The 23,090-nt window shown below is 60.4% G+C and carries 26 protein-coding genes and 3 pseudogenes; 12 read left to right on the forward strand and 17 right to left on the reverse strand.

From position 1 onward, the window contains the following. Positions 1-24 precede the first annotated feature (24 nt). Together AVCA_RS16500 and AVCA_RS16505 are read left to right on the forward strand one after the other, a co-directional pair. Complete coding sequence (locus AVCA_RS16500) at positions 25-324, forward strand: hypothetical protein (RefSeq protein WP_012702153.1); 300 nt, start codon at positions 25-27, stop codon at positions 322-324. Continuing rightward, on the forward strand, positions 321-1,046 hold the full coding sequence (locus AVCA_RS16505) for a DsbA family protein (protein ID WP_012702154.1): 726 nt from the start codon (positions 321-323) through the stop codon (positions 1,044-1,046). Before AVCA_RS16500 ends, AVCA_RS16505 begins: the two co-directional genes overlap by 4 nt. Positions 1,047-1,121: 75 nt before the next feature. On the opposite strand, the gene AVCA_RS27065 is transcribed toward AVCA_RS16505, so the two are convergent. Beyond that, on the reverse strand, positions 1,122-1,253 hold the full coding sequence (locus AVCA_RS27065) for a hypothetical protein (RefSeq protein ID WP_012702155.1): 132 nt from the start codon (positions 1,251-1,253) through the stop codon (positions 1,122-1,124). A 447-nt stretch (positions 1,254-1,700) separates the two neighbouring features. Next, positions 1,701-3,401, reverse strand: coding sequence for a serine/threonine protein kinase (locus AVCA_RS16510; protein WP_012702156.1), 1,701 nt, complete (start codon positions 3,399-3,401; stop codon positions 1,701-1,703). A gap of 652 nt (positions 3,402-4,053) precedes the next feature. Between AVCA_RS16510 and AVCA_RS16520 the strand changes: the two genes are divergently transcribed. Genes AVCA_RS16520 through AVCA_RS16540 form a run of 5 tightly spaced genes read left to right on the forward strand, consistent with a single transcriptional unit; the run spans position 4,054 to position 8,660 of the window. Beyond that, positions 4,054-4,419: a TIGR03757 family integrating conjugative element protein gene (locus AVCA_RS16520; protein ID WP_012702158.1), complete on the forward strand. Its 366-nt coding sequence runs from the start codon at positions 4,054-4,056 to the stop codon at positions 4,417-4,419. Next, positions 4,416-5,348 carry a TIGR03756 family integrating conjugative element protein gene (locus tag AVCA_RS16525; RefSeq protein ID WP_012702159.1) on the forward strand — a complete coding sequence of 311 codons (933 nt, stop codon included), beginning with the start codon at positions 4,416-4,418 and terminating at the stop codon, positions 5,346-5,348. Before AVCA_RS16520 ends, AVCA_RS16525 begins: the two co-directional genes overlap by 4 nt. A 22-nt stretch (positions 5,349-5,370) precedes the next feature. Beyond that, entirely contained in the window at positions 5,371-6,735 is a 1,365-nt protein-coding gene (locus tag AVCA_RS16530; RefSeq protein WP_012702160.1) for an integrating conjugative element protein, read from the forward strand. 6 nt (positions 6,736-6,741) lie between these two features. Then, positions 6,742-7,098 carry a hypothetical protein gene (locus tag AVCA_RS16535; protein WP_012702161.1) on the forward strand — a complete coding sequence of 119 codons (357 nt, stop codon included), beginning with the start codon at positions 6,742-6,744 and terminating at the stop codon, positions 7,096-7,098. Continuing rightward, positions 7,095-8,660, forward strand: coding sequence for a conjugal transfer protein TraG N-terminal domain-containing protein (locus tag AVCA_RS16540; RefSeq protein ID WP_012702162.1), 1,566 nt, complete (start codon positions 7,095-7,097; stop codon positions 8,658-8,660). Before AVCA_RS16535 ends, AVCA_RS16540 begins: the two co-directional genes overlap by 4 nt. Before the next feature lie 17 nt (positions 8,661-8,677). On the opposite strand, the gene AVCA_RS16545 is transcribed toward AVCA_RS16540, so the two are convergent. From AVCA_RS16545 to AVCA_RS16555, 4 genes are read right to left on the reverse strand one after another with little or no spacing between them, the layout of a single operon-like run. Next, positions 8,678-8,983, reverse strand: coding sequence for a hypothetical protein (locus tag AVCA_RS16545; RefSeq protein WP_041807344.1), 306 nt, complete (start codon positions 8,981-8,983; stop codon positions 8,678-8,680). A gap of 52 nt (positions 8,984-9,035) precedes the next feature. Continuing rightward, on the reverse strand, positions 9,036-9,209 hold the full coding sequence (locus AVCA_RS25300) for a CopG family antitoxin (protein ID WP_081434905.1): 174 nt from the start codon (positions 9,207-9,209) through the stop codon (positions 9,036-9,038). 6 nt (positions 9,210-9,215) lie between these two features. Further along, a complete protein-coding gene (locus AVCA_RS16550) occupies positions 9,216-9,539 on the reverse strand; it encodes a type II toxin-antitoxin system PemK/MazF family toxin (protein ID WP_012702163.1) in 324 nt (107 codons plus the stop codon). After that, positions 9,536-9,745 carry an antitoxin MazE family protein gene (locus AVCA_RS16555; protein WP_041807346.1) on the reverse strand — a complete coding sequence of 70 codons (210 nt, stop codon included), beginning with the start codon at positions 9,743-9,745 and terminating at the stop codon, positions 9,536-9,538. The genes AVCA_RS16550 and AVCA_RS16555 overlap by 4 nt, the downstream gene beginning before the upstream one ends. Positions 9,746-9,938: 193 nt before the next feature. Between AVCA_RS16555 and AVCA_RS16560 the strand changes: the two genes are divergently transcribed. Next, complete coding sequence (locus AVCA_RS16560) at positions 9,939-10,541, forward strand: DUF4852 domain-containing protein (protein ID WP_012702164.1); 603 nt, start codon at positions 9,939-9,941, stop codon at positions 10,539-10,541. A 112-nt stretch (positions 10,542-10,653) separates the two neighbouring features. On the opposite strand, the gene AVCA_RS16565 is transcribed toward AVCA_RS16560, so the two are convergent. Then, positions 10,654-10,893: a FitA-like ribbon-helix-helix domain-containing protein gene (locus AVCA_RS16565; RefSeq protein ID WP_175556057.1), complete on the reverse strand. Its 240-nt coding sequence runs from the start codon at positions 10,891-10,893 to the stop codon at positions 10,654-10,656. 349 nt (positions 10,894-11,242) lie between these two features. On the opposite strand from AVCA_RS16565, the pseudogene AVCA_RS16570 reads away from it, so the two are divergent. Beyond that, positions 11,243-12,276: pseudogene (locus AVCA_RS16570) on the forward strand (IS630 family transposase). 143 nt (positions 12,277-12,419) lie between these two features. Then, positions 12,420-13,331 (forward strand): hypothetical protein, encoded by a 912-nt coding sequence (locus AVCA_RS25310; RefSeq protein ID WP_236616215.1) that lies wholly within the window; start codon positions 12,420-12,422, stop codon positions 13,329-13,331. A 221-nt stretch (positions 13,332-13,552) separates the two neighbouring features. Here the strand turns inward: AVCA_RS25310 and AVCA_RS16575 are convergent, their stop codons facing one another. The 9 genes and pseudogenes from AVCA_RS16575 to AVCA_RS16615 form a co-directional block, all read right to left on the reverse strand. Continuing rightward, positions 13,553-14,401: a hypothetical protein gene (locus tag AVCA_RS16575; protein ID WP_236616217.1), complete on the reverse strand. Its 849-nt coding sequence runs from the start codon at positions 14,399-14,401 to the stop codon at positions 13,553-13,555. 209 nt (positions 14,402-14,610) lie between these two features. Beyond that, positions 14,611-15,639, reverse strand: a complete 1,029-nt coding sequence (locus AVCA_RS16580) for an IS5 family transposase (RefSeq protein ID WP_407919052.1) — start codon at positions 15,637-15,639, stop codon at positions 14,611-14,613. A 155-nt stretch (positions 15,640-15,794) separates the two neighbouring features. Next, positions 15,795-16,421: pseudogene (locus tag AVCA_RS16585) on the reverse strand (IS3-like element ISAzvi9 family transposase); the annotation flags it as partial. Positions 16,422-16,495: 74 nt separating this feature from the next. Beyond that, complete coding sequence (gene istB, locus AVCA_RS16590; protein ID WP_012699613.1) at positions 16,496-17,275, reverse strand: IS21-like element helper ATPase IstB; 780 nt, start codon at positions 17,273-17,275, stop codon at positions 16,496-16,498. Next, positions 17,272-18,297 carry an IS21 family transposase gene (gene istA, locus AVCA_RS16595; protein WP_012702170.1) on the reverse strand — a complete coding sequence of 342 codons (1,026 nt, stop codon included), beginning with the start codon at positions 18,295-18,297 and terminating at the stop codon, positions 17,272-17,274. Before istA ends, istB begins: the two co-directional genes overlap by 4 nt. A gap of 83 nt (positions 18,298-18,380) precedes the next feature. Then, positions 18,381-18,909: pseudogene (locus AVCA_RS25315) on the reverse strand (IS3-like element ISAzvi9 family transposase); the annotation flags it as partial. Between the two features lie 336 nt (positions 18,910-19,245). Next, on the reverse strand, positions 19,246-19,548 hold the full coding sequence (locus tag AVCA_RS16605) for a type II toxin-antitoxin system RelE/ParE family toxin (protein WP_041807348.1): 303 nt from the start codon (positions 19,546-19,548) through the stop codon (positions 19,246-19,248). Next, a complete protein-coding gene (locus AVCA_RS16610; RefSeq protein WP_201765937.1) occupies positions 19,545-19,841 on the reverse strand; it encodes an antitoxin of toxin-antitoxin stability system in 297 nt (98 codons plus the stop codon). Before AVCA_RS16610 ends, AVCA_RS16605 begins: the two co-directional genes overlap by 4 nt. A gap of 100 nt (positions 19,842-19,941) precedes the next feature. Then, positions 19,942-20,235: a DUF6012 family protein gene (locus AVCA_RS16615; protein ID WP_012702173.1), complete on the reverse strand. Its 294-nt coding sequence runs from the start codon at positions 20,233-20,235 to the stop codon at positions 19,942-19,944. Between the two features lie 274 nt (positions 20,236-20,509). Here AVCA_RS16615 and AVCA_RS16620 point away from each other — a divergent pair, with 274 nt between their 5' ends. Both AVCA_RS16620 and AVCA_RS16625 read left to right on the forward strand, forming a co-directional pair. Further along, positions 20,510-20,986: a hypothetical protein gene (locus AVCA_RS16620; protein WP_012702174.1), complete on the forward strand. Its 477-nt coding sequence runs from the start codon at positions 20,510-20,512 to the stop codon at positions 20,984-20,986. 196 nt (positions 20,987-21,182) lie between these two features. After that, positions 21,183-22,385 (forward strand): Fic family protein, encoded by a 1,203-nt coding sequence (locus AVCA_RS16625; protein ID WP_236616221.1) that lies wholly within the window; start codon positions 21,183-21,185, stop codon positions 22,383-22,385. A gap of 291 nt (positions 22,386-22,676) precedes the next feature. On the opposite strand, the gene AVCA_RS16630 is transcribed toward AVCA_RS16625, so the two are convergent. Beyond that, a complete protein-coding gene (locus AVCA_RS16630) occupies positions 22,677-22,946 on the reverse strand; it encodes a DsbA family protein (protein ID WP_012702177.1) in 270 nt (89 codons plus the stop codon). Between the last annotated feature and the right edge of the window lie 144 nt (positions 22,947-23,090).

Consider the following 23,090-nt stretch of genomic DNA (forward strand, 5'->3'; position numbering starts at 1 on the left):
ATCGACGGCACCGGAGCGCCCGGCATGAGAGCACTCAATTCCCTGACCCAGAACCTGATCGAAAGCCTGATCCAGTTGCTGAAACAACCCGGCCAGGACGCCTTGCAGACCCTCGCGGTCTGCGCCCCCGCCCTGATCGAGCAACTGCAGCAGATCCAGGAGCGCGCGGTCGACCGCCGCGATATCGGCCCCCAGATCAAGGCCGCCCTGGACGAATGGCTGCAACAGCATCCCCAACCGGACACGGCCGAGGCTGCGTTGATGGAAGCCCTGCGCAGACAGGCACTCATCCCCCTTCTGGCAGTACCGGGAACGCCCAAATGAAGGGAGAGAGGCTTTCGAAACGGCACACCGGGGTCAAGGGCCCCCAATGGAACTGGGTCGAGGACTGCCTGGTGCCCCTGCTCCTGGTCGTAGCGCTGCTGGGGACGGTGGCGATCCTCGCCTACCTCCACCAGGAGGCAACGCGCTCCGAAACAGGCCCGTGGCCTCTGGGCGAGCCCGACGCCCGCTGGACGATCACCGAATACGCGGACCTGGAATGCCCGTACTGCAAGACCTACACGCCAGACCTGAAGCGCTGGGTAGGCCGGCATCCGCAGGTGAACCTGCAGTGGCATCACGTTCCCCTGCCGGGGCATGGCCAGGCTGCCGTTCACGAAGCCCGGCTGGTCCAGTGCGCCGGCGTCCATGGCGGCCGGGAGGCCTTCTGGACGGCCATCGACCAGGTCCTCGCGAGGACCGGCAGCAACGGACTCGGCTTCACCGGCCCGTTGGACGTGCCCAACGTCAAACCCGATGTCCTGGAGCTGTGCGCGGACACCGATCCGGGCATCGCCCTGCTGGTCGAGCAGCAGCGGATCGAGGCGAAAAAGCGCGGCATCCAGGCCACCCCGAGCGTGGAGATCACCGACAACCGCAGCGGGCGCTCCCTGACGCTGGAAGGACCAGCCGACGAGGCGACCCTGCTGTCGGCCATGGACTGGCTCGATCGGCAGGCGTCGGTTGGTTCCGAACCGCCGGGTGCGAATGGCGGGAATCCCTGATCTGGCCTGCTGGCCCTGCAGCAGGCGTACCGGAAACCAAGGAAGCATCATGGCCTACTCATTCAGTGCGCTTCTTCATTTCATAAACGGGAAGCTGCCTGAACTATAAGGTGACTTGGTCGGATCAATGGTGATGTCGAGAGCGACATCATCGTTGATCACGATGCGCAGCGGGAACGTCCTGGCGGTCATCTGCTCGCGCAACACGGCACGATCATCTGACAGACGAACTCCTGCAATCTCCCTCGAGGTGGCAGCAGCACCGTGCGGGCTCCGCACTTCGTGCTCTCGTGCTTAGCACGAACGCGCAGATCGAGACCGCCGATGGGTAGCTTGGCTTGTTCTTGGTGGCTTCGACCAATTGACTCAGTTCGTGATAGGGGTTGTCCTTGTCGAGACCTTCGTCCAAAACCGCCGTCACATCGGCGGTCAGCCGCAGCGAGCCCTGTTCGAACAGGATGCCAGGCCTCCGTAAGGACGCTAGAGTCACCTCGTTCTGGAGGGAGCCGCATTTCGACAGGCCGTGAAGCACGCCCCCACATAGCCGCGCCCCGATCCTTGCCGGTCCGGTGCCAGTTTGTCGACCGCCCCACCGTCTAGCACGTCGCGAAGCTCATCAAGGCAGCGCTGAAGAGCCCGTCTCTGATCGATAGATCATGCCAACGATCCCAAGCCAGCCGCGTAGCGTTCAGCCAGCACGCTGACGATCCGCTCCGCCTCCTGCGCATTGGCGCAGATGACCTGCTGCTCCAGCGGGCGAAGCTGCTGGTTTAGTACGACCCAACGGGATTGCTCCATCGATTGCTGCTTCAGGATCTCGGAGACAGCCGCGATGGCCGCGAGGGGCACAAGCACGGTGACGAAGGCTCCGTTCATGATGTCGCGCGTGCGCCGGTTCCGCAGGAAGTAATCGAGTGCCCATCGCAGCTTGCCGCGTTCCGGCTGGGTCGGATCATAGACGAAGGCCAGAATCGAGCAATTACGCCGGCCGGCTTCGACTGCTGCTGCCTCAAGCGATCCGAAGGGTCTAATCTCTTGGAAGATGTCCGCCTCGGATGGAAGAGCATTGGGGTCGCTGAGAACGGCGAGGAGCCGGGCGGCCAGCCAAGTCCGGACCGCGTCCTGAAAATCATCACCAAAGTCCGGCTGAGCAAGGTCGGTGCGATACACGGTCTCGCCCGACATACGCAGGAGAAGCTCCTCGCCAGCGGGCACGGACTCACAGGTGACCGATAAGATGCGATCGGTCGATCCCTGGCGTGACCAGAACAACGTGTTTTGACCCCTTTCGCCGGAAACATCCCAGTTGGTCTGACTGATCGACAGATTGCCGCCGATGGATTTTTGCACCTGATTGAAGACCTGCTGCACCATCCTTAGCGCGTCGCTGAGCTTCGCGATCGTTGCCCTCAGGCGGCGGTTAGCGTCGGTGTCGAGTAGTTCGCGAATCACAGCCAAGTTCTCGTCCGCCGATGAACTGGGTGGTTGATCTTGCATAATCCTGTCCATTCGTTCGCGCATCGCCTGCACGCTGGCGAAGCGGTTGACCATGCGAGTGGCAAAAGCCTCATCGAAGAGAGCAAGGACCCGCGTTAACCGGGACGAAGCGGCGTGCTGGATCTTTGCCAGCGCGCTCGTTCGCTGGTGTGGCAATCGGCCCTCGCCATCTTCAAGCACATCGGGATGGTCGCCGGTGAGTAGATAGAAGAGGATGCCTGCAGCAAAGCAGATGTCCGACCTAGGATCTTGTTTCGATAGGCTGCCGGCCGACAATTCCGGAAGCCGTAAAAACCGGTTGCCGACCTCCTGCCAATGCTCGGTCTGGAAGTCGATATCAGCAAGATCGTGATGGCTGATCCCGAAATCGAGCAACCAGACGCGCTCCGAAACGCCACCTTCGAGGATGATGTTGTCGGGCTTTACGTCGCGATGGACGCACCCCTGCGCATGGCAGGCCTGAAGGATATCGAGCAGGCGCGATGTGATCGTCACGGCCGTTTCAATCAACACTGACGCTTGCGATTCGCGCCACGACCGCAGCGTGGTTCCCGCGATGAATTCGGTCACGATGAAAGGAGCGACAGTGCCGTCTGCGTGTCGATGTGCGTTGCTCTCTATGAGCTTAGGAATACCGTCAACGCCGAAGCTGTCATAGGCGGTCGCCTCGCGGAAGAAGCGAGCCCGGCGCTCAGCAACATTCTTCGATTTGATGATCTTGAGGAATCCGATCTTCCCGTCGGACTTGCGTCGCGCGCGATACGCTTCGCCTTGGCCGCCGCCATCCAACTCCTCGAGCTTCTCCCAGCGCATCTTCCACGTCTGCTCATAGACCCATGGTGATTGTATCTCGGTCATGCTCTGCCGCTACCTCAGCCACATCAGGGACTCGACCTATTCTGATGCCTTTCCAAGTCACTGACTCACCTTTGTGCACTCCATCCTACGCTACAATACTCCCACTCTCTGAAGCGGCTTTACATCACTCTGAAAGTGCGGCGCCCACAGTTTAAGTAGCACAGCAGTTCGGAATCCAACTCCCCATCTGAAGGAGATTGGACGTGAAGAAGCGCTTTTCCGAAGAACAGATCATCGGCTTCCTGCGTGAGGCGGAAGCCAGCATGGCAGGTAAATAAGGGGACAGGGGTAATTAAGGCATTACCGAATGATCGCTCCGGGTCGACTGCTTCCGGTCACGACCAAGCGTGATTCGGCCCAAAGCGGACTGATCCCCCGACTGTCACCTCCGTGGAAACACCAACGTCACGCTTTCCGACACAGTGACGCTCCACCACCATTTCCGTGATTGCAAGCCCGACTCCCCGCCTCTTCCCTGCGACGCCCCACCCGCCCGAAAAAATACCAACCCGTCGCGTTTAGGTTTTCCTGCTGCGTCCTGCACGCCATTCCGATTTGCTGTGCCTGACCAACCACCAGGTGCAGCATCATGCCCAGACCTCCCGCAATCTCCCCACGCCGCAAGACCGCCGGTTTCTGCGTTTTCGTGGCCATGGCGGCCATCGCCAGCGCCCAGGCCGAAACCTGGGTCGTGACCGACCGGGCCCATCCCGTTACCCTCCCCGCCGGCGTCCGCCTCATCCAGTTGGATGAGCAGCAGCGCCTCGAGGACCTTCTCTCCCGATCGCTCCCCGACGACCCCGAGCAGGCCGCCCGTGCGGCGCAGCGCGTCATGAACTCCCCGCAAGGCCAGCGCCTGCAGCAGGAGCTGGCCAAGGCCCAGCAGGATCTCACCGACGCTTGGAGCGTCGGGGTGGCGAAGATCCCCGCTGTGGTCGTCGACCGCCGGTACGTCGTCTACGGCCAGCCCGACGTCGCGGCGGCCCTGCGGCTGATCGAAGCCCGGAGGACGCGATGAAACGCTCACCGCTGCGTCCCCTGGCCCTGGCGATCGCCACGACCCTGCCGGTCGGCACCTCGGTCGCGCTCGATACCGCCGCCATCGTCGCCTCGACGCTGTCGCCCGACTGCCTGGAATACAAGGTGGTCGGCATCTGCTACTGGCTGTACTGCTCGGCCGGCTGCCGGGTGCGCACTTCGACGAAGGTGCGCCACTACATTCCCGACGCCGTGGTGTCCGCCTACGCCAACACCGGCGACAACCCCTGGAGCGAGGTCAGCGCCCTGGGCGCCCCGAACGTCGCAGCCCAAGCGGGCAACGACGGGACCACGAACCACGGCAACGAGAACAACCTCGCCAAGTTCAAGGAGGCCGACGTCATCGGCCATCCGGGCGGCGCGGTCTTCAGCCGCTTCGCCAGTGCCTCCGGCTACGCCTGCCGGGGCGCGACCAGCCCGCTCGTCCCGTACCTGCTGAGCACACTGGACAGCCTCGCCTGGCGCCATGGCGTTCCCGAGTCGGTCTACCCGGAGGCGCTGGTCCCCGGGATGCGCGAGGTGGGCGGCACGCTCTCCGGCGACCTGTGGGGCAGCGTCTATCCCCGTAGCGGCTTCCTGCACCAGACCGACGACCACAAGGCCGGGGCGGTCTTCGCCCAGCGTGCCGGCGACATCACCACGCGCCAGGGGCAACCGCACGTCTACCTGCCGATGCTGGCCCATCCCCAGGACGGCTATTGGCCCGCCGGCGAGTTGCTCGAGGGCAATGCCCGCACCGGGAAATGGCAGGAGCTGACCCCGCGCCTCAGCCAGAGCTGCGCGGTGTTCCCCAACGGCGGCAGCCACGCCCAGGCCGCGGACGGGGCCTATGCCTGGGCGCTCTGGCGCCCCTACGCCTGCTGCCAGCGGCGCGGCCAGCGCTTTCTGGGTAGCACGGACGTCCAATGATCCTCGGTGACGGGAGCAGTACATGAAACGCATCACCCAAGCAGCGGGCCTGGCGGGCCTCGCGCTCAGCCTGAGCGGCGCGACGGCCCTGGCGGTCGATCCCATCAAGGTCGAAGCCCAGGGCAGCGTCATCGGCGACGACGTGCTCTACAACATCGGCGGCGGGAGTGCCGTGACGATGGGCAGCGCCGGGCAGATGGAAAGCATCACCGTGGGGATGGGCTGGCAGAACAACCTCATCTGCGGAAACATGAGCCTGAGCAACACCCTGGAGAACCAGCTCAACGGCGCGACCAACGGTTTCCAGACCATCATGAGCACGGTGATCCAGAACGTCACCGGAGCGGTCTCCTCCCTGCCCGCGCTGGCCCTGCAGCGTTCCAACCCGGCCCTGTACAACCTGCTCACCAACGGCATCCTGCAGGCGCGCCTGGACTACGACCGCTCCAAGGGGGCCTGCCGCTCGCTCGTCGAGCGCATGGCCGACATCGCCGGCAACCAGATGGGCTGGGGAACCGTCGCCCAGGCCCAGAAGATGGGCCAGGCCCTGTCCACCAGCGCCGACGCGGTCGAGGTGGTGGACAAGTCCGAGAGCGCGCCCGGCAGCGGCGGCGTCACCTGGGTCGGCGGCACCCAGGCCGGCGGTGCCGGCCAGCAGCCGATCCGCGTGGTCGGCGACGTGACCAGGGCCGGCTACAACCAGCTCAACCGGCGCTCGCCCACCAACACCTCGAGCATTCCGGCGGATAGCTGCGCCAACGGACTGGTCTGCGGCTACTGGGAGTCGCCGGCGGAAGCCGCCGCGTTCGGCAACCGCGTGCTCGGCGAGCAGCAGATCAGGACCTGCGAGGGCTGTGCCAGCGAATCGACGCCGGGGGTGGGCCTGACGCTGCTCATCCAGGAAACCTACGACGAGAAGATCAAGGCGATCGAAGAGCTTCTCAAGCCGGGTACCGAAATCACCGACGAGAAGCTGCGCCAGGCCAGCAGCGACTCGCTGCCCGTCACCCGCGGGGTGATCGCCGCCCTGCGCGACGAACGCGACCAGAAGGTACTCGCCCAGCGCCTGGCCTCGGAAGTCGCCTTGTCCGAGGTCCTCGGCCAAGCGTTGTTGCTGACGCGCCTGCTGAACTCCGGCGCACGCGAGCCGAACGTGGCCGCGAACGCGCTGGCCGTGAGCGCGGTGGGGCAGCAGACCGCGGTCCTGCAGAAGGAGATCGACAACCTGAAGATGGAGCTGGACCTGCGCCGCGAACTCTCCAAGAACTCGCCGCTGGCGATCGTCGAACGCGGCCAGAGCCGGACCGAGAACTCCCGTTCCGTCCTGCCGGCCGCCCCTGAAACCGACCGTCTGCAGCAACTGCAGAAGTCGTCCGCCAAGGAGTGATCCGCCATGGATCTGCAACCCCGCAAAAAACCCAATTTGCTCCGGGAGCTGGCCGTCGCCCTGGTTCTCACGGTCGGCCTGGTGATCGCCGGCGTGCTGCTCGGCAGCCTCGCCATCCAGCTCTTCGGCGGCGTCGAGCAGTGGCTGACCTGGCGGGCCGACAACTACCTGGGCCTGCTGGCCTGGAGGCTCTGCCTGTACGCCGGCATCGCCACCGCCTGGATCGGGCTCAGGCGGCGCTTGCCCCTTCCCGAGCCCGGCCCCGCACGCAACCGCCTGCGCCGCATCGAGGGCCTGATCGTGCTGCTGGCCGCGATCGTCGAACTCATCAAGGCGCCGGTGAACTGGATGGAGGTTCTATGACCGTCACGCTCTACACCAACGACTACCTGGAGTATTACCTGACGCTGGTCGGCTGGCTGGTCAACAACGGGATCTGGAACCTGATTTCCGACACCGGCCTGTTCGCCGTGCCGTTCATCGTCATCGTCGCCCGCGAATGGCTGAAGGTCCGCCAGGAAGGCGCCGACGAGGGCAACAAGGGCGTCCTCTCGCTCGCCCGGATCGAGACGCACCTCTATGTCGGCTACATGGTCGTCTCCCTCGCCGGTATACCGGCCGTCCACGTCGGCCTCGACACCCTCCAGTTCGACCAGGAGCGCGCCCAGCAATGCCAGACCACCGTGCCGGCGCCGGCCGACACCGGCTGGAGCACGACCTTCAGCAGCCTGGCCGGCAAGAGCGCCCAGGTGCCGATCTGGTGGGCCTTCATGCACGCGCTGTCCAAGGGCATCACCAGCGGCGCGGTAGCGGCGATCCCCTGCGGGACGGACCTTCGCCAGATGCGCATGGAGGTCGACGCGACGCGGATCGCCAACCCCCTGCTCGCCCAGGAAGTGGCCGACTTCAGCCACGACTGCTTCGGCCCCTCTCGGGCCAGGCTCTTCATGCGGCAGCCGGACCTCGGCGCAATGGCCAACGATGCGAAGGCCCTGCAGGACCTGAACTGGATCGGCAGCCGCTTCTTCCTGGACACCGCCGGCTACTACGACACCGACTATTCCAAGACACCCAGGGCGGCCTGGCCCTACGACGCCAAGCGCGACGTCGGGCTGCCCCAGGTCACCGGAGGCGGCGGCTATCCGACGTGCAAGCAGTGGTGGTCCGACAGCGGGAAAGGCCTGCGGGCCCGCCTGCAGGCCCAGGTCGCCCCGGATCTACTGACCCGGTTCCAGGGCTGGGCGAACTGGCTGTCTCAGGAGGAAGTCACCGATGCGGTGATTCGGGAACTCGTCTCGCCCAATCGGCAACTCGCTGGAGCAGTTTATTCGGATTACGGCGGACGGGCTGGTGAGGGACAAACGATCTCGCATGCCCTGACCAGAACGCTCGGCACCATCGGTATCATCACCGGCGCCACCGAATACTTCCCTGGTGTGGACATCGTTCGGCAAGGGCTGCCCATGGTGTTGGCGTTCCTGAAGATGGCGATGGTCATCTGCCTGCCCATGGTGCTGCTCATCGGCGCCTACCAACTGCAAGTGGCCATGACGATGAGCGTGATCTATTTCGCGATCATGTTCGTCGACTTCTGGTTCGAACTGGCTCGCTGGGTCGATAGCACGATTCTCGATGCTCTATATGGTTCGGGATTGCAGAGCTTGACCTTCGACCCGCTTATAGGCATGCAAAACGAATCACAGAGCATTCTGCTCAACTACGTGATAGGCGCGATGTTCATTATCCTTCCTATGTTCTGGGTTGGGGCGCTGGGCTGGGCCGGCATCCAGGCAGGCAAGGTATTGGAAGGACTGTCAGACGGAACTAAAGCCGCTCAAAATGCCGGGACTAAAGGTTTTGGAGTTGTAAACGACACGTACAGCGGAGCTAAAAGCGGCTTCAACAAAGGAAAGAAAGGAGACTAAACCTCCATCAACCTTTATTACGGACCATCGTCTCGATGCCCCCATTGGTCGAGACGGTGGCCAAATACATCTCGACCATACGGCGCGTCAATATCTTTTGATGACCGCGAGGGCGAGAAGTAAGCCAAAGCGCCAATCGCCGCCAGCACCAACAAGCCCTTGATCAAATCTTTCAAACAAAAAAGCAGGCCAAGTACGATCGCGACCTTAAGCAGACGCCCCCACAGACTGGAGGCGTTCCGAGGCGGAATGGCCGCGTAGATATCGACCAGAACAAGGCCCAAGGAGACGAATACGTTTGAATCTTTGTCCTTGATGCTCATAAGTGTCCCTCCACTGCCCTCTCAAACGAACTTCAGCAATATCAAAGCGCCATCATATACGCCGATTTTTGTCTACTGACAAGGCATCAGTCGGCTTCAAATTGGGCATGACCACGCGCTCGGCATGGCTCCAGTCGACGTAATCCGTCGAATCGTGCTCCTCCCAGAAGGTCCGCTCTTCCGCCTCGCTCTGGAAGACTGGAGTCGGCTTAGGTTTCTTTGTCATTTCGCCTCAAGCAATACCGAGAAACACGGTTAGCGACCGACTCACGGCCAGCATGGTTTCTGCGTTGACCGAGCCGATCACCTCGCCCACTTTCTCGCGGGGGATCGTTTGCGGCTTGTCCACCATGATCTGTGATGGCTTGTGCAACCCGGTTCTCGGCGCGGCCTCGATGTCGATGCGATAAAGCGGCGCCTCCCGCAAATCGCTCGTGATAGGAAGAATGGTCACGGAAGGCAACGCCGAGAACAGATCGGACTGGATGACCAACGCCGGGCGAGGCTTTCCGTAGGCGCCCTGCAAGGCGACCACCACCACGGCACCTCGATTCATTCCCACCCCTCTGTGTCAGCCGCGCTTTCCAGCCACTCCAGACTTTCTTTCTCTTGCGGATCATTCTGTACGAGAAGGCACTGCCGCCTCGCCTCTTCCGCAAAGCCGGGAGCACGGGTGTCCGGCACCCAGATTTGCACCGGGCGCAACCCAGCAGCCCGCAGCGCCTCGCGCCGCTTCCTGACCCGCTCACGCACGGTCTGCATATGACCTCCCCTTGCTTGCGGCATATTTGCTACATGTAACGATAGCAGCAAGAGGCCAGACGGGCAATGCAGCGTCACAGGGAAGCATTGCATAGCGGCAATTTGCCACTGAAGCCGGCGCTCGAAAGTCAGTTAAATATCGGCTGGACCGTTTCTGGACCACCATGCCCTTTTAGGACCAAGGAAAATATAAATGAAAAAACTCGCTGGAATGGTTTTGCTGAGCCTGTCGACAGGTGCAATCGCAGGCGGAACCCAGATCAACGATAACAATGTATTCTATTATTATGAATCCCGCGCCGATATAAGGACACCAGACACCAAACTTGCCGAAATGATTTCTGTCGACTACCGAACCGCGAGAGATGAATTTACTCGTCATGATCTTTTCGAGCAAATAAAACCTGTCCTCGAGGAAAAACTCAATCAAGCAAAAGCGAACAATCTGGTTTCTTTTCAAATTACTGGAAACCTTGGGGAGTATGACTTCGAACGCAAGGCATTTCCCACTGGCTTCGGAAAAGGAAGCTATATCCCATTCGGTAATAGTTATGCCGCTACCTTTGAAAATGCGGAAGACCTGAGCTTCATCGACATTCCCCCCGAGCAAGCCAGAACCTTCTCATCTGCCCTACAGAAAGGCCGGCGTATCAGCATCGAACTCGAAGGAACCCCGGTGGCAGCAAAAGAAGACAATCTGGACTGGAATCACACCAAGGCCTTGGTGGTAAAGGTCACTAAAATGACGATCACCCTGGCTAACGGTGGAACCCGGATCGGCGAGAAGCATCTGTAATACACGAACAAGTAGAGCGTTTCCAGCGGCTGCGCGTCGATCCACTCACTGACGCAAGCCTTGGGCGATGGGCGCAGCGGCTCGGAAATCACGTTCGCATCAGCAGGATCATTCAAAGGGCTAGGGTTCTGTCGCGCGCACTCTCGAAGATGGCGAACGCTTCCTCGGTCAGCTTGACCTTGCGGCCGATTTCGGACAGCAGCGAACCCAGCTTGACCCGGCCCTGCGGCCTCACGGCAGTTTCCAAGATGTCGCGCATTTCGGCCTCGATGCTACGGCCATGCTGAGCGGCCTGCACACGGATGGCGCGATGTACTTCATCAGGCACGTTTCGGACAGTAATGGATGGCATCTTTCAAAATCTCTTTAATGACGCAATTTCTTGCGCCTTATCAAAATGCAAGCAGCGGCGCAATTTTGGCAGAAAGCATCCGCAAAGCCAGCAGGGGCAGACCGTCCTGTACGGCTTACAGCGGGAGTAAACGACTCAAAAGGGAAATGGGCTGGAAGGCCACCACTACCAACGGGACGGCCGTATGCGGCTTTCTTTGGATCGACCTCTGCCGGACAGGCCGGAGTCGACCCAAAGCGGACGGCCGGCTCTGGCAATTCGCCCCAGAACGGACGGTCACGGCATCCAGAAATCAGACTGGCTTACTAAGCCTATCGAAAGTATTGTCATATTGAGAGACAATACCCCGATGAAATGCAAACGAAACTCCGATGGTCGGGCAATCGACCACCACTCCCTCCAGGTCATGCGTCAACAGGCGATCAAGGCCGTTCGCGAGGGGCAAACCGTCCAAAGCGTGGCGGCCGCCTTCGGCGTCAATATCCGCAGCGTCTTTCGCTGGCTGTCCGACTTTGCCAATGGCGGACAGAACGCCCTGCTCGCCAAGCCGGTTCCCGGACGTCCGCCCAGGATCAGTGCCGAGGAAATGCGATGGCTGGCACAGGCCGTTCGGGACCACTCGCCGCTGCAATACCGCTTCGAATTCGGCCTGTGGACCCTGTCGCTGATTGCCGAACTGATCCGCCGTCAGTTCGGCAAGACGCTGTCGCTGTCCGCCGTGAGCCGGATCATGAAGCTGCTCGGCTTCACCGCGCAAAAACCCTTGTATCGCGCCTGGCAGCAGGATGCGGCGCTGGTGCGCCAGTGGGAAAGCGAGACCTACCCGGCGATTCGGGCCGAGGCCCGTGCAGCGGGGGCAAGGATCTACTTCGCAGACGAGTCGGGCCTGCGCTCCGACTACCATGCCGGCACGACCTGGGCACTGCAGGGGGAAACGCCGGTGGTCGAGGTGACCGGCCGACGCTTCTCGGTGAACATGCTGTCGGCGGTCGGGACGCGCGGTGAGTTCCGCTTCATGCTGCACGACGGGACGGTGACGGCCAGCGTGTTCCGCGAGTTTCTCAAGCGCCTGCTGATCGGTGCCGAGCAGCCGGTCTTCGTGATCGTCGATGGCCATCCGGTGCACAAGGCCCGGCTGGTCAGGGCGTTCGTCGAGGAGCAGGCGGGGCGCCTGAAACTCTTCCATCTGCCGCCGTACTCGCCACAGCTGAACCGGACGAGCAGGTCTGGGGGCACGTCAAGCGCAGTGTCTTCAGGCGTCTTGTGCAGAACCGGGAGGAAATGAAGAGGTTGGCCCTGGGCGCGCTGCGCAGAATCCAGAAGTTGCCGGAGTTGGTGAAATCGTTTTTCCGTCACCCGGACTGCCGATATACAGCAGCATGACATTACTTTTTAAAAGATTAGTAATTGCGTATTTAGCGCAAAGCCACCAAAATGGTTGAGCAGTCATTCACGGCTCGACAGCTTACTTTAAGCGTTTACGCATCAATTTAGTAAATTGCGCATAAAAAGGAAAGTTTTATTGCATGCAAAAGACAACGCTGATTGATCGCTTTGGAAACCCACTTACACCGCAAACACAATTGGTCGTTGTCGCAAAATTACCGAATGGGAGTTACGCGGAGGAGCAGGCTCTGTCTTCGTGGCAAAATGGGCAGCGTAACACTAATTTGGTGGCTCATGCGCACGGCTACGACCTGCTAAACATCCTCACTAATGAGTTGGGGCTTGTTGATATAGATTCCACGGAACTATTGCAATTTCGAGTTGTGGTGACCGCTGATCCTCACGTATCTGTAATGCGGGTGCTTGGCAAGATTGCCGAAGCTGTTATCGTGCAGGAGTGCAATCGCAACATATTCGCAAACCGAAAATGGGGCATGGTTGCGCGCAAAGGTCGAAGGCCGCACCAAGCGCTAGACGACTTCAAGGCAATAGGTACTGGACTCAATTCTACACAGAGGCACCACCCTCAAAAGTATAACGCAACCAACCCTCAAAGAGATATTATTTGGATTCATAAGGAAAATACTACCCAAGAACTATTACAACTGGTGCGCGGTAACAACTCAGGTGTGTCCGCCGGGATTCAAGTAAAGGTTAGTCACGATGGCCTCATGTACCTATACCAGTCCGATATCGTTTCTAGGCGGTATGAGGTACCACTTGTCTACTTCGACTTGGGAAATGATTTTCATAATTTAACCAATAAAATTTATGCAGCTCAAATGAATGTGGCAATCGGCACTGACTTCGTACGAGGCCATACAATTTCACCAGAAATCCATGACTTACTAGTCTCCTACTATTGGCTTGTATATGATCTAGTAGCGGGAAGGATGAGAATTGATCAACTGATCAAAGACGAGCTGCTTTTTGATGCTTTCAAAAAAGACGTGCAGGAACAGCAGCTCCATAAGCAAATTATAGTTCTGTAGGGTATCGGCAGTATGGTTTACGTAATTGCGCCTGGTTTTCGTGGATACGCCTGAGTGCCCAGCCGAGCACTGAGCCCGGTAGGGCTCATCGGCAGAATCGGGTCAATAGCGGCCTATCGTGACCTGTTGCCGTCGACTCAGCCAGCCTTTGACAATAGGCCAGAGACAGCCACAAGAAAAATCCTGGAAGCGTCAAGGAGATTCGATGCGATTCATCATCCCTAAACTTCTATTCCCCACTGCCGAATAGCATCTTGAAGCCTCTCGCGGTGAATGGCATTTTCTTCGTGACCAAGATAGTGCGTCCCGATTAGCTGGTTATATTCCTGGCGGATTCCAGGGGTAATCAGAGGGCGACCCTGTTTGAGCTTGAGGTGAATATCGATAGTGCGCCGCGAAATCTCGGAAACCTCCTCCCAACCAATATCATCCTTGAAAAAATCCAAGTCACCAAAAGGCTCTAAAATTGTTTTTTTTAAGGAAAAAATGCTCATCCCTTGATGCATTTTACCAAAAAGTCTATAGAAGAACGATGTGACTCCTGCGCCGCAAATCCGCACCCTTTCGTTCGGGGAAGGATATTTAGAAGAGGCGTCTGCACGCTTGAAGACATTTTCATACACGCATCTAAGTGCATTACCATAGGCTTCTAGTAGCGCATGCTGTGCGCTTATGTCGAATACCGGAGTACGTAGCTTAAGGATTATCTCTTGAAGTCTAGCGCCGTATGTTATTCCAGTGAACAGAAGCCTTGTTCCAAAGAAATCAGCCCATGTCTCAATAGCCTTGCTGTCCAGATCGTCCTTGTCCGAGTGTTTGGTGTGAGCATTAGTCCAGTGGGCTAACTCATGACTTGCGATGATCAGGCAATAAAATAAATCGCGGTGATTCATAATTTCACTATCTGAAAAACGGTACGAAAATTCCATTGCAGGTTCGGGAGTTACCAGGGCTAAATGCTTAGGATCACCGTCGAAATTAAGCTTTACGTCGGGCCTCTGGCTCTCCTCATGCATCGACCTGAAGTCATCAACTAGAGCCTCAATCACATATTTGTACGTAATGGTCACAGCAAAACTCCATTTAGCACTGAGTTAGTCATCTTCAATTTCGTAAACATATTCTGACTCAATTTTTTAGCTGACTACAGGGCACCTCTAAAAACACCCACCTGAGCTGGGTCGAGCAGTGACGAACCCAGCGCTTGGCATCCGTTGACCGGGTTGATGTCTCGCAGAAGTTCCTGCTGCCGGTCGCGGTATGCAACCAGCGACCTGACTCAGGCCATTTCCAGTAGTCTCGACATCCGCTTGAGGTTGTAGACCGCCGATTTGACCACCAAACCGAACTCCGCCCGGACCAAGCCAATGCTTCGGACCATCTTGCCGCCCATCTGGGCCAGGCTGGCAAAGACATGTTCGACCCGGGCTCGGGGACTGGCTATGCGTTTGTTTCGTGCCTTGTCCCGTTCACCGATCGGCTTGCCGGCCTGGCCCTTGCGCTGGATAGATGGCCTCCAGCCGATCAGTTGGAGCCAGCGCTCCCGGGGTCTGTCGTGATACCCGCGATCCGCCCAGAAGTCCCGGCTGCTGTTGCCCCGGTCGAGCACATCCACCAGATGCAGGGTGTCGGCCTCGCTGGCATCGCTCACCTTCACGCAGCGGATCAGCTTGTGCCGGCGATCCACGCTGACCGACAGCTTGTAGCCGAAGTACGACTTGCCGTGCTTCTTCGTCCAGCGCGCCTCGACATCCTTTTGCCGGCGCTTGGCGGGCGACCATTCGACCGGCACAGCCTGCTCCTTCACCACGGCCTGCTCATCGGCCGTGTTGTGCTGGATGGGCGCGCGAACGATGCTGGCATCGATGATCTGCCCTTCGCGAGCCCGGAAGCCGTGTGCCTGCAACTGACGCTGCACCTCGGCAAAGATCCGATGCTCGACGTTGGCCTGTACCAGGCGCTCGCGAAAGACCCAAATCGTGTTGCGGTCCGGCACTCGGCCGGAGTTTTTCAACCCGGCAAAACGCTGGAAACTCATACGGTCGAGCAGTTGAAACTCCATCTGCTCGTCGGACAGGTTGAACAGTTGCTGGAGTACCAGCAGTCGCGTCATCTGCTCCGTTGGATAAGGCGGCCGGCCGCCCTTGGCCCTACTGGGCCTGGGAGCCCAGTGGTCGATCTCGGCGGCCAAGGATGCAAAGTCCACATGCTTGTTCAGTAGGGCCAGTGGGTCGCCCAAGCTGTCCAGCTTGGCTTCACGCTCCTGGTCGGCAAAAAGACTGAACATCAGTAGGCTCCGGGTGATCAACAGGCGGATGATCTTACCCAGCGGCCGGGCTGGTTTTTAGAGGTGCCCTACAGCCTATCACTAGCGGCTGCTATTGGCCGCTTGCTGCCTGACTCAGCAGGTTAGTATTACAGGATCAAACACTATGATCTTGCCCAGCCCTCGTGGACACAGGTTTAAGCACGCATCCGGGCCTCGAAGGCTTCCGGACTGATGTATCCCAGTGTGCTATGACGACGCTGGCGGTTGTAGTCGGTTTCGATGTATTCGAACACGGTTTGACGCATCTGGGCATGCGTACCGAAGCGTTCCCCATGGATGCACTCGACCTTCAGACTGTGAAAGAAGCTTTCGGCACAGGCGTTGTCGTAGCAATTGCCCTTCGCGCTCATGCTGCCGCGCAGCCGATGGGCACGAAGCAGTTCCCGATAGGCCGCCGAACAGTACTGGCTGCCTCGATCCGTATGCACGATCACGCCTTGAGGCTGCTTGCGCCGCCACAGGGCCATGCGCAGGGCATCGCAGGCCAGCTCGGCCGTCATGCGCTCGTTCATGGCCCAGCCGATCACCCTGCGCGAGTACAGGTCGATGATCACGGCCAGATACAACCAGCCTTCTTCCGTACGCAGGTAAGTCATGTCGCCCACCCACTTCCGGTTGGGCGCCGCTGCCGTGAAGTCCTGCCGGAGCAGGTTGTCCGCCACCGGTAGTGAGTGCCTGGAATTCGTGGTGGCCTTGAACTTCCTGGCAGCCCTGGCCCGCAGTCCCTGGCGTCGCATCGAAGCAGCCACGGTCTTGCGATTGCAGGGTGTCAACGCCGACTGAAAACTGACCCACCTTGGCCCTTATTTGCCGAAGTAATAATGACCCACCTGGATCACTCGGGGTTACGGTTCTGGCGGATGACGCCCGCCTTGCGTTTGTCCTTGAGTCGGTAGCTTTCTCCGGTCAGGGTGAGGATATGGGCATGGTGCAGCAGCCGATCCAGCATGGCCGCCGTCAGCGTGGCGTCGCCGCTGAAGGCCTCGGCCCACTGGCTGAACGGCAGGTTCGAGGTCAGGATCATCGAACCCTTCTCGTAGCGTTTGGCGACGACCTGGAAGAACAGGTTGGCCTCCTCGCGACCGAACGGCAGGTAGCCGATCTCATCGATCACTAGCAGTCGGGGGGCCAGGATGGCGCGGTTGAGGTAGGTCTTCAGCCGGCCCTGCCGCTGGGCCGCGCCCAGTTGCAGCATCAGGTCGGCCGCCGTGATGAAGCGGGTCTTGAGGCCGCTCTGTGCTGCCCGGTAGCCGAGGGCGATGGCCAGGTGCGTCTTGCCGACGCCCGAGGGGCCGATCAGCACGATGTTTTCGGTGCGCTCGACGAAGGCCAAGCCCGCCAGCTCATGCAGCAGGGCCTTGGGCACACCGGGGCTGAAGCTGAAGTCGTACTCCTCAAGCGTCTTGATCGCCGGGAAGCAGGCCATCCGCGTCAGCAACTCGCGGCTGCGCTGCTGGCGAAAGCCGTGCTCGTGCCGCAGCAGTTGCTCCAGGAAGTCGCCGAAGCTCAGGTCGTCCTTGACCGCCTGCTGGGCCAACAGTGGGTAGTGATCAACGATGCGCTCGAGCTTGAGCGCCTGGCACAGTTCGGCGATGCGCGCGTGTTGCAGGTTCATGCGCAGGCCTCCCGGATCGACTCGTAGACCGACAGCGGGTGCTGCAACGACTCATGCGGTACGGGCCCTGGCCGCTCCCCCAGCAACGGCCCCCAGGCCCGCCGCAGAGCCTGCGGCAGGGGTGTCAGTTGGCCTTGCTCGTGACGCCAGCGATCGATCGGGCGTTCACCGAGCGTGGCATGCACGCGCACGTTGGCGACCTCGGCCAGCCAGTCGCCGACCAGCCGATTGGCTGTGCCGCAATCCACCAGCAGACCGGCGGCCTTCACCCGGCTGTGCAACGGGTTGTAGAAGCTCTCGCGCAGGTAGCGGTTAAAGCGCTCGACCTTGCCCTTGGTACGCGCCCGGTAGGGGCGGCACAGGCGGATGTGGAAGCCCAGATCGTCAGCCAGTTGAAGCAGCCCGGGGTGGAAGCGGTGGCTGCCGTCGCCATAGGCATCGCGTTCCAGCACGACGGTCTTCATGTTGTCGAACAGCACGTGCTGCGGGACACCGCCGAAGTAGTCGAAGGCCAGCAGCAACGCGTCATGCACCGAGTCGAACGACTCGTCCGGCACGAAATGGACGTAAGTCATCCGGCTGTAGCCCAGGGTGGCGACGAAGGCCGACAACGGTGATTTGGCGCGGCGGAAAACCACGAAGTCAGCCTGCATCTGCTGGCCGGGCTCGGTCTCGAAGCGCACCGCCGGGCCATCGTCCGGCCTGCTCAGCTTGAGTCTGGCCAGCCAGGCGCGCAACTGGGAAGCGCCGCCCTGGTAGCCTTGCTCGCGGATCTCGCGCAGCAGCACGGTGGCCGGCAGCCAGAGCGGATGCGCCTGCTTCACCCGCTCGCGCAGATAGTCATGGAAGGGGTCGAGCTTGGTGGGCCTGGGGTCTCGCGGCGAGTAGCGCGGGACGGTGGGCTCCTTGAGGTAGCGCCGGACGGTGTTGCGGGACACGCCCAGCATCTTGGCGATCTGCCGAATGCTGTGCCCTTGACGGGCTAATACTCTGATCTCCACTGCTTGCTCCTGGGTCAACATGGGCGGCCTCGAAAAGGCCGCGACGTTAGCCCAGGTGGGTCAATTTTACTTCGCTGGGGTGGGTCAGTTTTACATCGGCGCTAACAGGGCAGGCCCGAGGCCTTCAGGTCGAGGCATAACCGCGGAGCCCCGCTGCGCCCCTTCCGCTCGTGGTAGGCCTGAGCTACCAGGCGGTCCAGTTGGGTCTGTTGCTGGCGGCGCTTCGAGAGCGTGCGCGAACACCAGGCGTAGTAGCCGCTGCGGGCAATGCCCAGCACACGGCACATGACCTTCAGTGGAAACTGCCGAGTATGGGCTTGCATGAAGGCGTACTTCACTTGAGGCTCTTGGCAAAGTACGCGGCGGCTTTTTTACGATGGCCAACTCCTCGGACTGTTCGGCCAACAGCCGTTTGAGGCGGGCGTTTTCGTCGGCCAACAACTGCTCGCGCTCGCTGCTGGTCTGGGCCTGCTGTTTCCTGCTCCGCCAGCCATAGAGCTGGGAGGGGTGCAGCCCAAGCTGTTCGGCCGCTTTGCTGACGCCAATCCGTTCGGCCAAGGTCAGCGCTTCGTCCTTGTAGGCTTGGGAGTGGCGGATACGGGTTGGTTTCATCGGGCTTGCTTGCCTTGCCATGGATCACCTCGTTGCAGTGTATCGCTTAACGGGGTGTCCACTGAGGCTGGGCAAGATCACCACCCGCCCCCGGAACAAATGGCCCAAAGGGAAATGGGCTGGAAGGGGCAATGGAATGGCCCACAAGGGTAAAAGCCCTACCCGAAAGGGCCTCGTGAACTCGGGGAAAGGCCCCAGGGTTCGCCTACGCGAACCCTGGGGCGAGCAAAGGGCTGGCCCAAGGTCGCCGCTGCCACAGCCGCTTCTATTGACCAGCTCTCCTTCGTGATGTCGTTGCTGGCCTCGCCAATGATCACTGCTGCGATTACCGCCACGGACCGCGCCAGGGATTACGGGCTATCTATCAGGATGTGGCAAGGCGGGAGGCCACTGTCGGGCCGTGTGAACCACTGCCATGATCCACACCGTTTCTCCTACCTCATCCAGTTCGTATACCAGCCGATAGCTTTCATGGGGCAATAGCTCACGGGTACCGGGGATCAGTCCGATCTTGCCTATCTTCGGGAAATCAGCCAACCGGGCGGCAGCTTCGCTAAACAGATCGTCCATTTTCAGGGCGGCCCTTGGGTTTTCGATGGCGATGTATTCGACAATATCCGCCCGGTCCTGCTGAGCTGCTTGCACCCATAGAACCTTCACACACCAGCCTCTTTAGCCTGTTTGAGCAGCGTTTCACGACGTGCCGCGGCCTGCGCTTCAACGTCTGCATTCGTGGCGAATTCACCGGCATCCCGCTGTGCCCGCGCTCGCTGGACCTTGTGGCTCAGATACTCTCGGTACTCATCGGCCTGCCGTTGGCGCTCAATGTAGTCGCGCATCAGTTCACGCACGACTTGAGAAGCAGGCCGGTCGGCGGCAGCGGCCGCAGCCATGAAGGAGTCCCGCAGTTCGAGCTCCAGTTTCATCGTGAAAATGGCTTTGTTGGTAGACATGGACATCCCCTTGGCGACAGGTACTTAACAAGTATATACCGGGTAATGCCTGAGGTAAGGGCACAGATGGTCTTCCCTATGCTGCTGGGGATGTTTCCATCTATCGAAAACTGCTGTCACAGCGCTCTTCTATCCAATGCCGTTCAGAGTCGACAGACACGAGCACATGCGGAATGAATCGCTCGTTGCTCAGCTCCAGCACGGGAGTGTCGAACTCCCGAAAGCACAGCAGGGCGTCAAATTCCTCGTCGAGGACGATGTAGCGCAGGCGATGCGTGGCGGTATGGCTGGCTGCGACGGCCCAGCGGGTGACCACGGTGAATTCGCGCAGCGGCTGCGGCGTTTCGACCAGGAAGCCGTCCATGGCTTTCCGGCCGACCTTGCGACAGGCCACCAGGTAGTTCTAGTTCGGATACGGACGGCGGGCCGTCAGATCATCAGGTGCTGGCTGTCGGTGACGACCCAGGTTTCGGCCTGGACCAGGAACGGAACGAACGAACGAACGAACGAACGAACGAGCAGGCGAGGATCAGGGATGAAAGGCGAGGGATGGTCATGGTGAGCTACCGAGTCAGGAAATCTGTGGCAGTGAACATCGGTAGGAAAAATGCTGCAGCAGGAAAACGGGAATAGGCTGGGAGCTATTTGCTGGACAGAGGGAGGACTCCATGACCATCGGCATCGCGGTTGATCGGCTTGCCCAGGCTGTCACCAACGCGAACTTCTATGGGAACCCGAACGTCGAGCTCAATGCGCGCATTCTGCGAGCCCGTGCGGAGGGAGACCCCTGCCGCGACTTCGCCCACGGCACGCTCGATGCGGCTTTCGTGCTTCCCGAAGGGACATTCACCCTGCGGATTCGCTGGGAGGCCGAAGGGCAATCGAAGGTCGAGCACGGCTGGATATGCCGCGAGGCCCCGCACCTGAGCGGAGGAGGCATCTTCTCCGACGCGCCCATTCTCGACGGGGACAGTGTCCCGCTGTCCGCCGATGCAGACGAACTGGTGGGCCTCGCCTACGAGTTTTTCTCCTGCCAGGAAATCGAGTCCGCCATCACGCCGGTACTGCCGGTTCGCCCGGAAGGGGAATACGCGGGAACTTCGTTCAGGCCTTGGCATGGCAGGCGTAAAAGGTGTGGGAGGTGAACAGACCCCCGCTGCGACGGCCAGGAGCCGTCTGTCTTGCCTGGACGGCATCTCCTCCAACGAGAGGGCCAAAATTTCGGCAAAAATTCCCGCATAAAACAGATATTTAAAGCCCCACCATACGTAGATAAGTGATTAAATTACATGGATTTTATAGATATAAATTTTTGAAAAAATATCCGCAAAAGGAGGCGCAATGCCCGCGCAGTTGGTGACCGGGACACATTGGCTTGAGCCGCTGCTGCCGTCCGATTTCCCGTCCGAGATCCTGAGTATGGCCGAACAGCTTCCCTACCAGGCCGGCAAGCTGGCGGGGATGCTCCCGCCTGAGACCACTGCCTGCGTGGGTGGCCTGCTGCGGGTGACCAGCAGCTTCTACAGCAATCTGATCGAAGGGCAATTTACCGAGCCGGTCAGCCTGGCGCCCCGTGTGCCGAAACGCAGCCGCAAAGAGCTGACGGAACTGGCGGTGGCGCACATCGGCGCGCAGGAAGCATTCGAGCGCGCCATCTTGCGGTACAGCACAGTGCCGTGGAGCGAGTTTTTCTCCCCCAGTTTCGTGGCTCGAATACACCGCCGGCTGTTCGAGTCGGCCACCGAGGAGCAGCTACGCCTTGCCGATGGTGGTCACCTTGCCCCCGGCCAACTGCGCGATGCCGCCGAGCGGGACGTGATGGTCGGCCAGCATGCGGCTCCGTCCTGGGCGGCGGTCACGCCGATGCTCAACCGGATGCAGCAGGTCTATGGCAGCCCGCCAGACGCTCGTACACGCCTTCTGGCGGCCATGGCGTACCACCACCGCTTGGCATGGGTTCACCCCTTCGCCGATGGCAACGGCCGCGTGGTGCGCCTCCTGACACACCTTCAGTTGCACAAGTTGAATCTCTCTTCGCCGCTATGGTCGCTCTCCCGCGGCCTGGCCCGCCGGCAGGAGCAGTATTACGCCCGACTCGCCAATGCTGACCAGCCACGCCGGGGCGATCTGGATGGACGAGGCCAGCTCACCCAGGCCGGCCTGTTCGAGTTCGTAGGTTTCATGCTGGACACCTGCCTCGACCAGATGCGCTACATCGAGGCCGCGATGCGAGTCGGCCAGATGCGCGAACGCTTGGAGAAGATTTTCGCTTGGGAACCTCGGATCAGCTCAGCGGGAGTCAAGCTGGAGGTCGCCCGTGCGCTGCATGTCCTACTCACCCAAGGCAAGGTGAGCCGAGCCGACTTCAAGGTTTTCACCGGCCTTGGCGAGCGGACGGCGACCGACCAGCTCAGGAAGCTCGTCGAGCTGGGGCTGGTCGACAGCCCTACGCCCAAAGCGAGGGAGATTTTTCCCACTCTGCCGGTATGGTTCGCGCAGCAGCTTTTCCCTGACCTGCACCAAAGGCTTGGGCCGGCGTTGTAGGCTAGGGAAAAGATTGCGACAACTTGAGTTTGCGCGCTCGGCTCTTTACTGCTGATAGCGATCGATCAAGGGTGACAGCCAAGTCTTCTAGACTGCTTACGGCGTATAGCTGTGCCAGGACCTGATCCTGCTCCCGTGTCCAGCGCGAATGTCCGCCGGCCTCTCCACGCCGGCCTGCAGGATGTTTTCTCTGGATGCCCAACTTGGCAGCATGGGCATGCACGGCACTGGTCGTCGTGCCCAGCAGCTCTGCACATCATGCCGCGCCTTTGCCGATGTAGTTGCTGAGACTTACGGTGCTGTACGATGCTCCCTGGCCAACCAATCCACCGCCGAATCCAGCGCCTCCGGACCGCTGACGCCTTCGAGTTTCACGGTTTTTCCGGTGCGGTTGTCGGTCAGGAGGCTGGTGAGCGTGGCCGTGATGCCGGCCTGGCGCGCGGACTCGATCTGTCCCTGAAGCGCCGCCAGGGTCTCCGGCCGTGCCATGCACTCTCGTACCGCATCCTCCGCCCAGGCCGGCACCCAGTCCAGGCCGTCGCTACGCATCAGGGCGAACACGGCGTCGATCGTGGTCCAGAAAATTCACTCCGTCGATGTTGTCGATCCAGTGCTTGACGAACCGCGATATCTTTTTCGAGCCGTTTCTCGTCCATGGGCATGCAGGATGACGGCGCCTCCCGCCAGGAAAGCCACCAGCCCGAC

It is taken from the genome of Azotobacter vinelandii CA, from assembly GCF_000380335.1.
Lineage (GTDB): Bacteria > Pseudomonadota > Gammaproteobacteria > Pseudomonadales > Pseudomonadaceae > Azotobacter > Azotobacter vinelandii.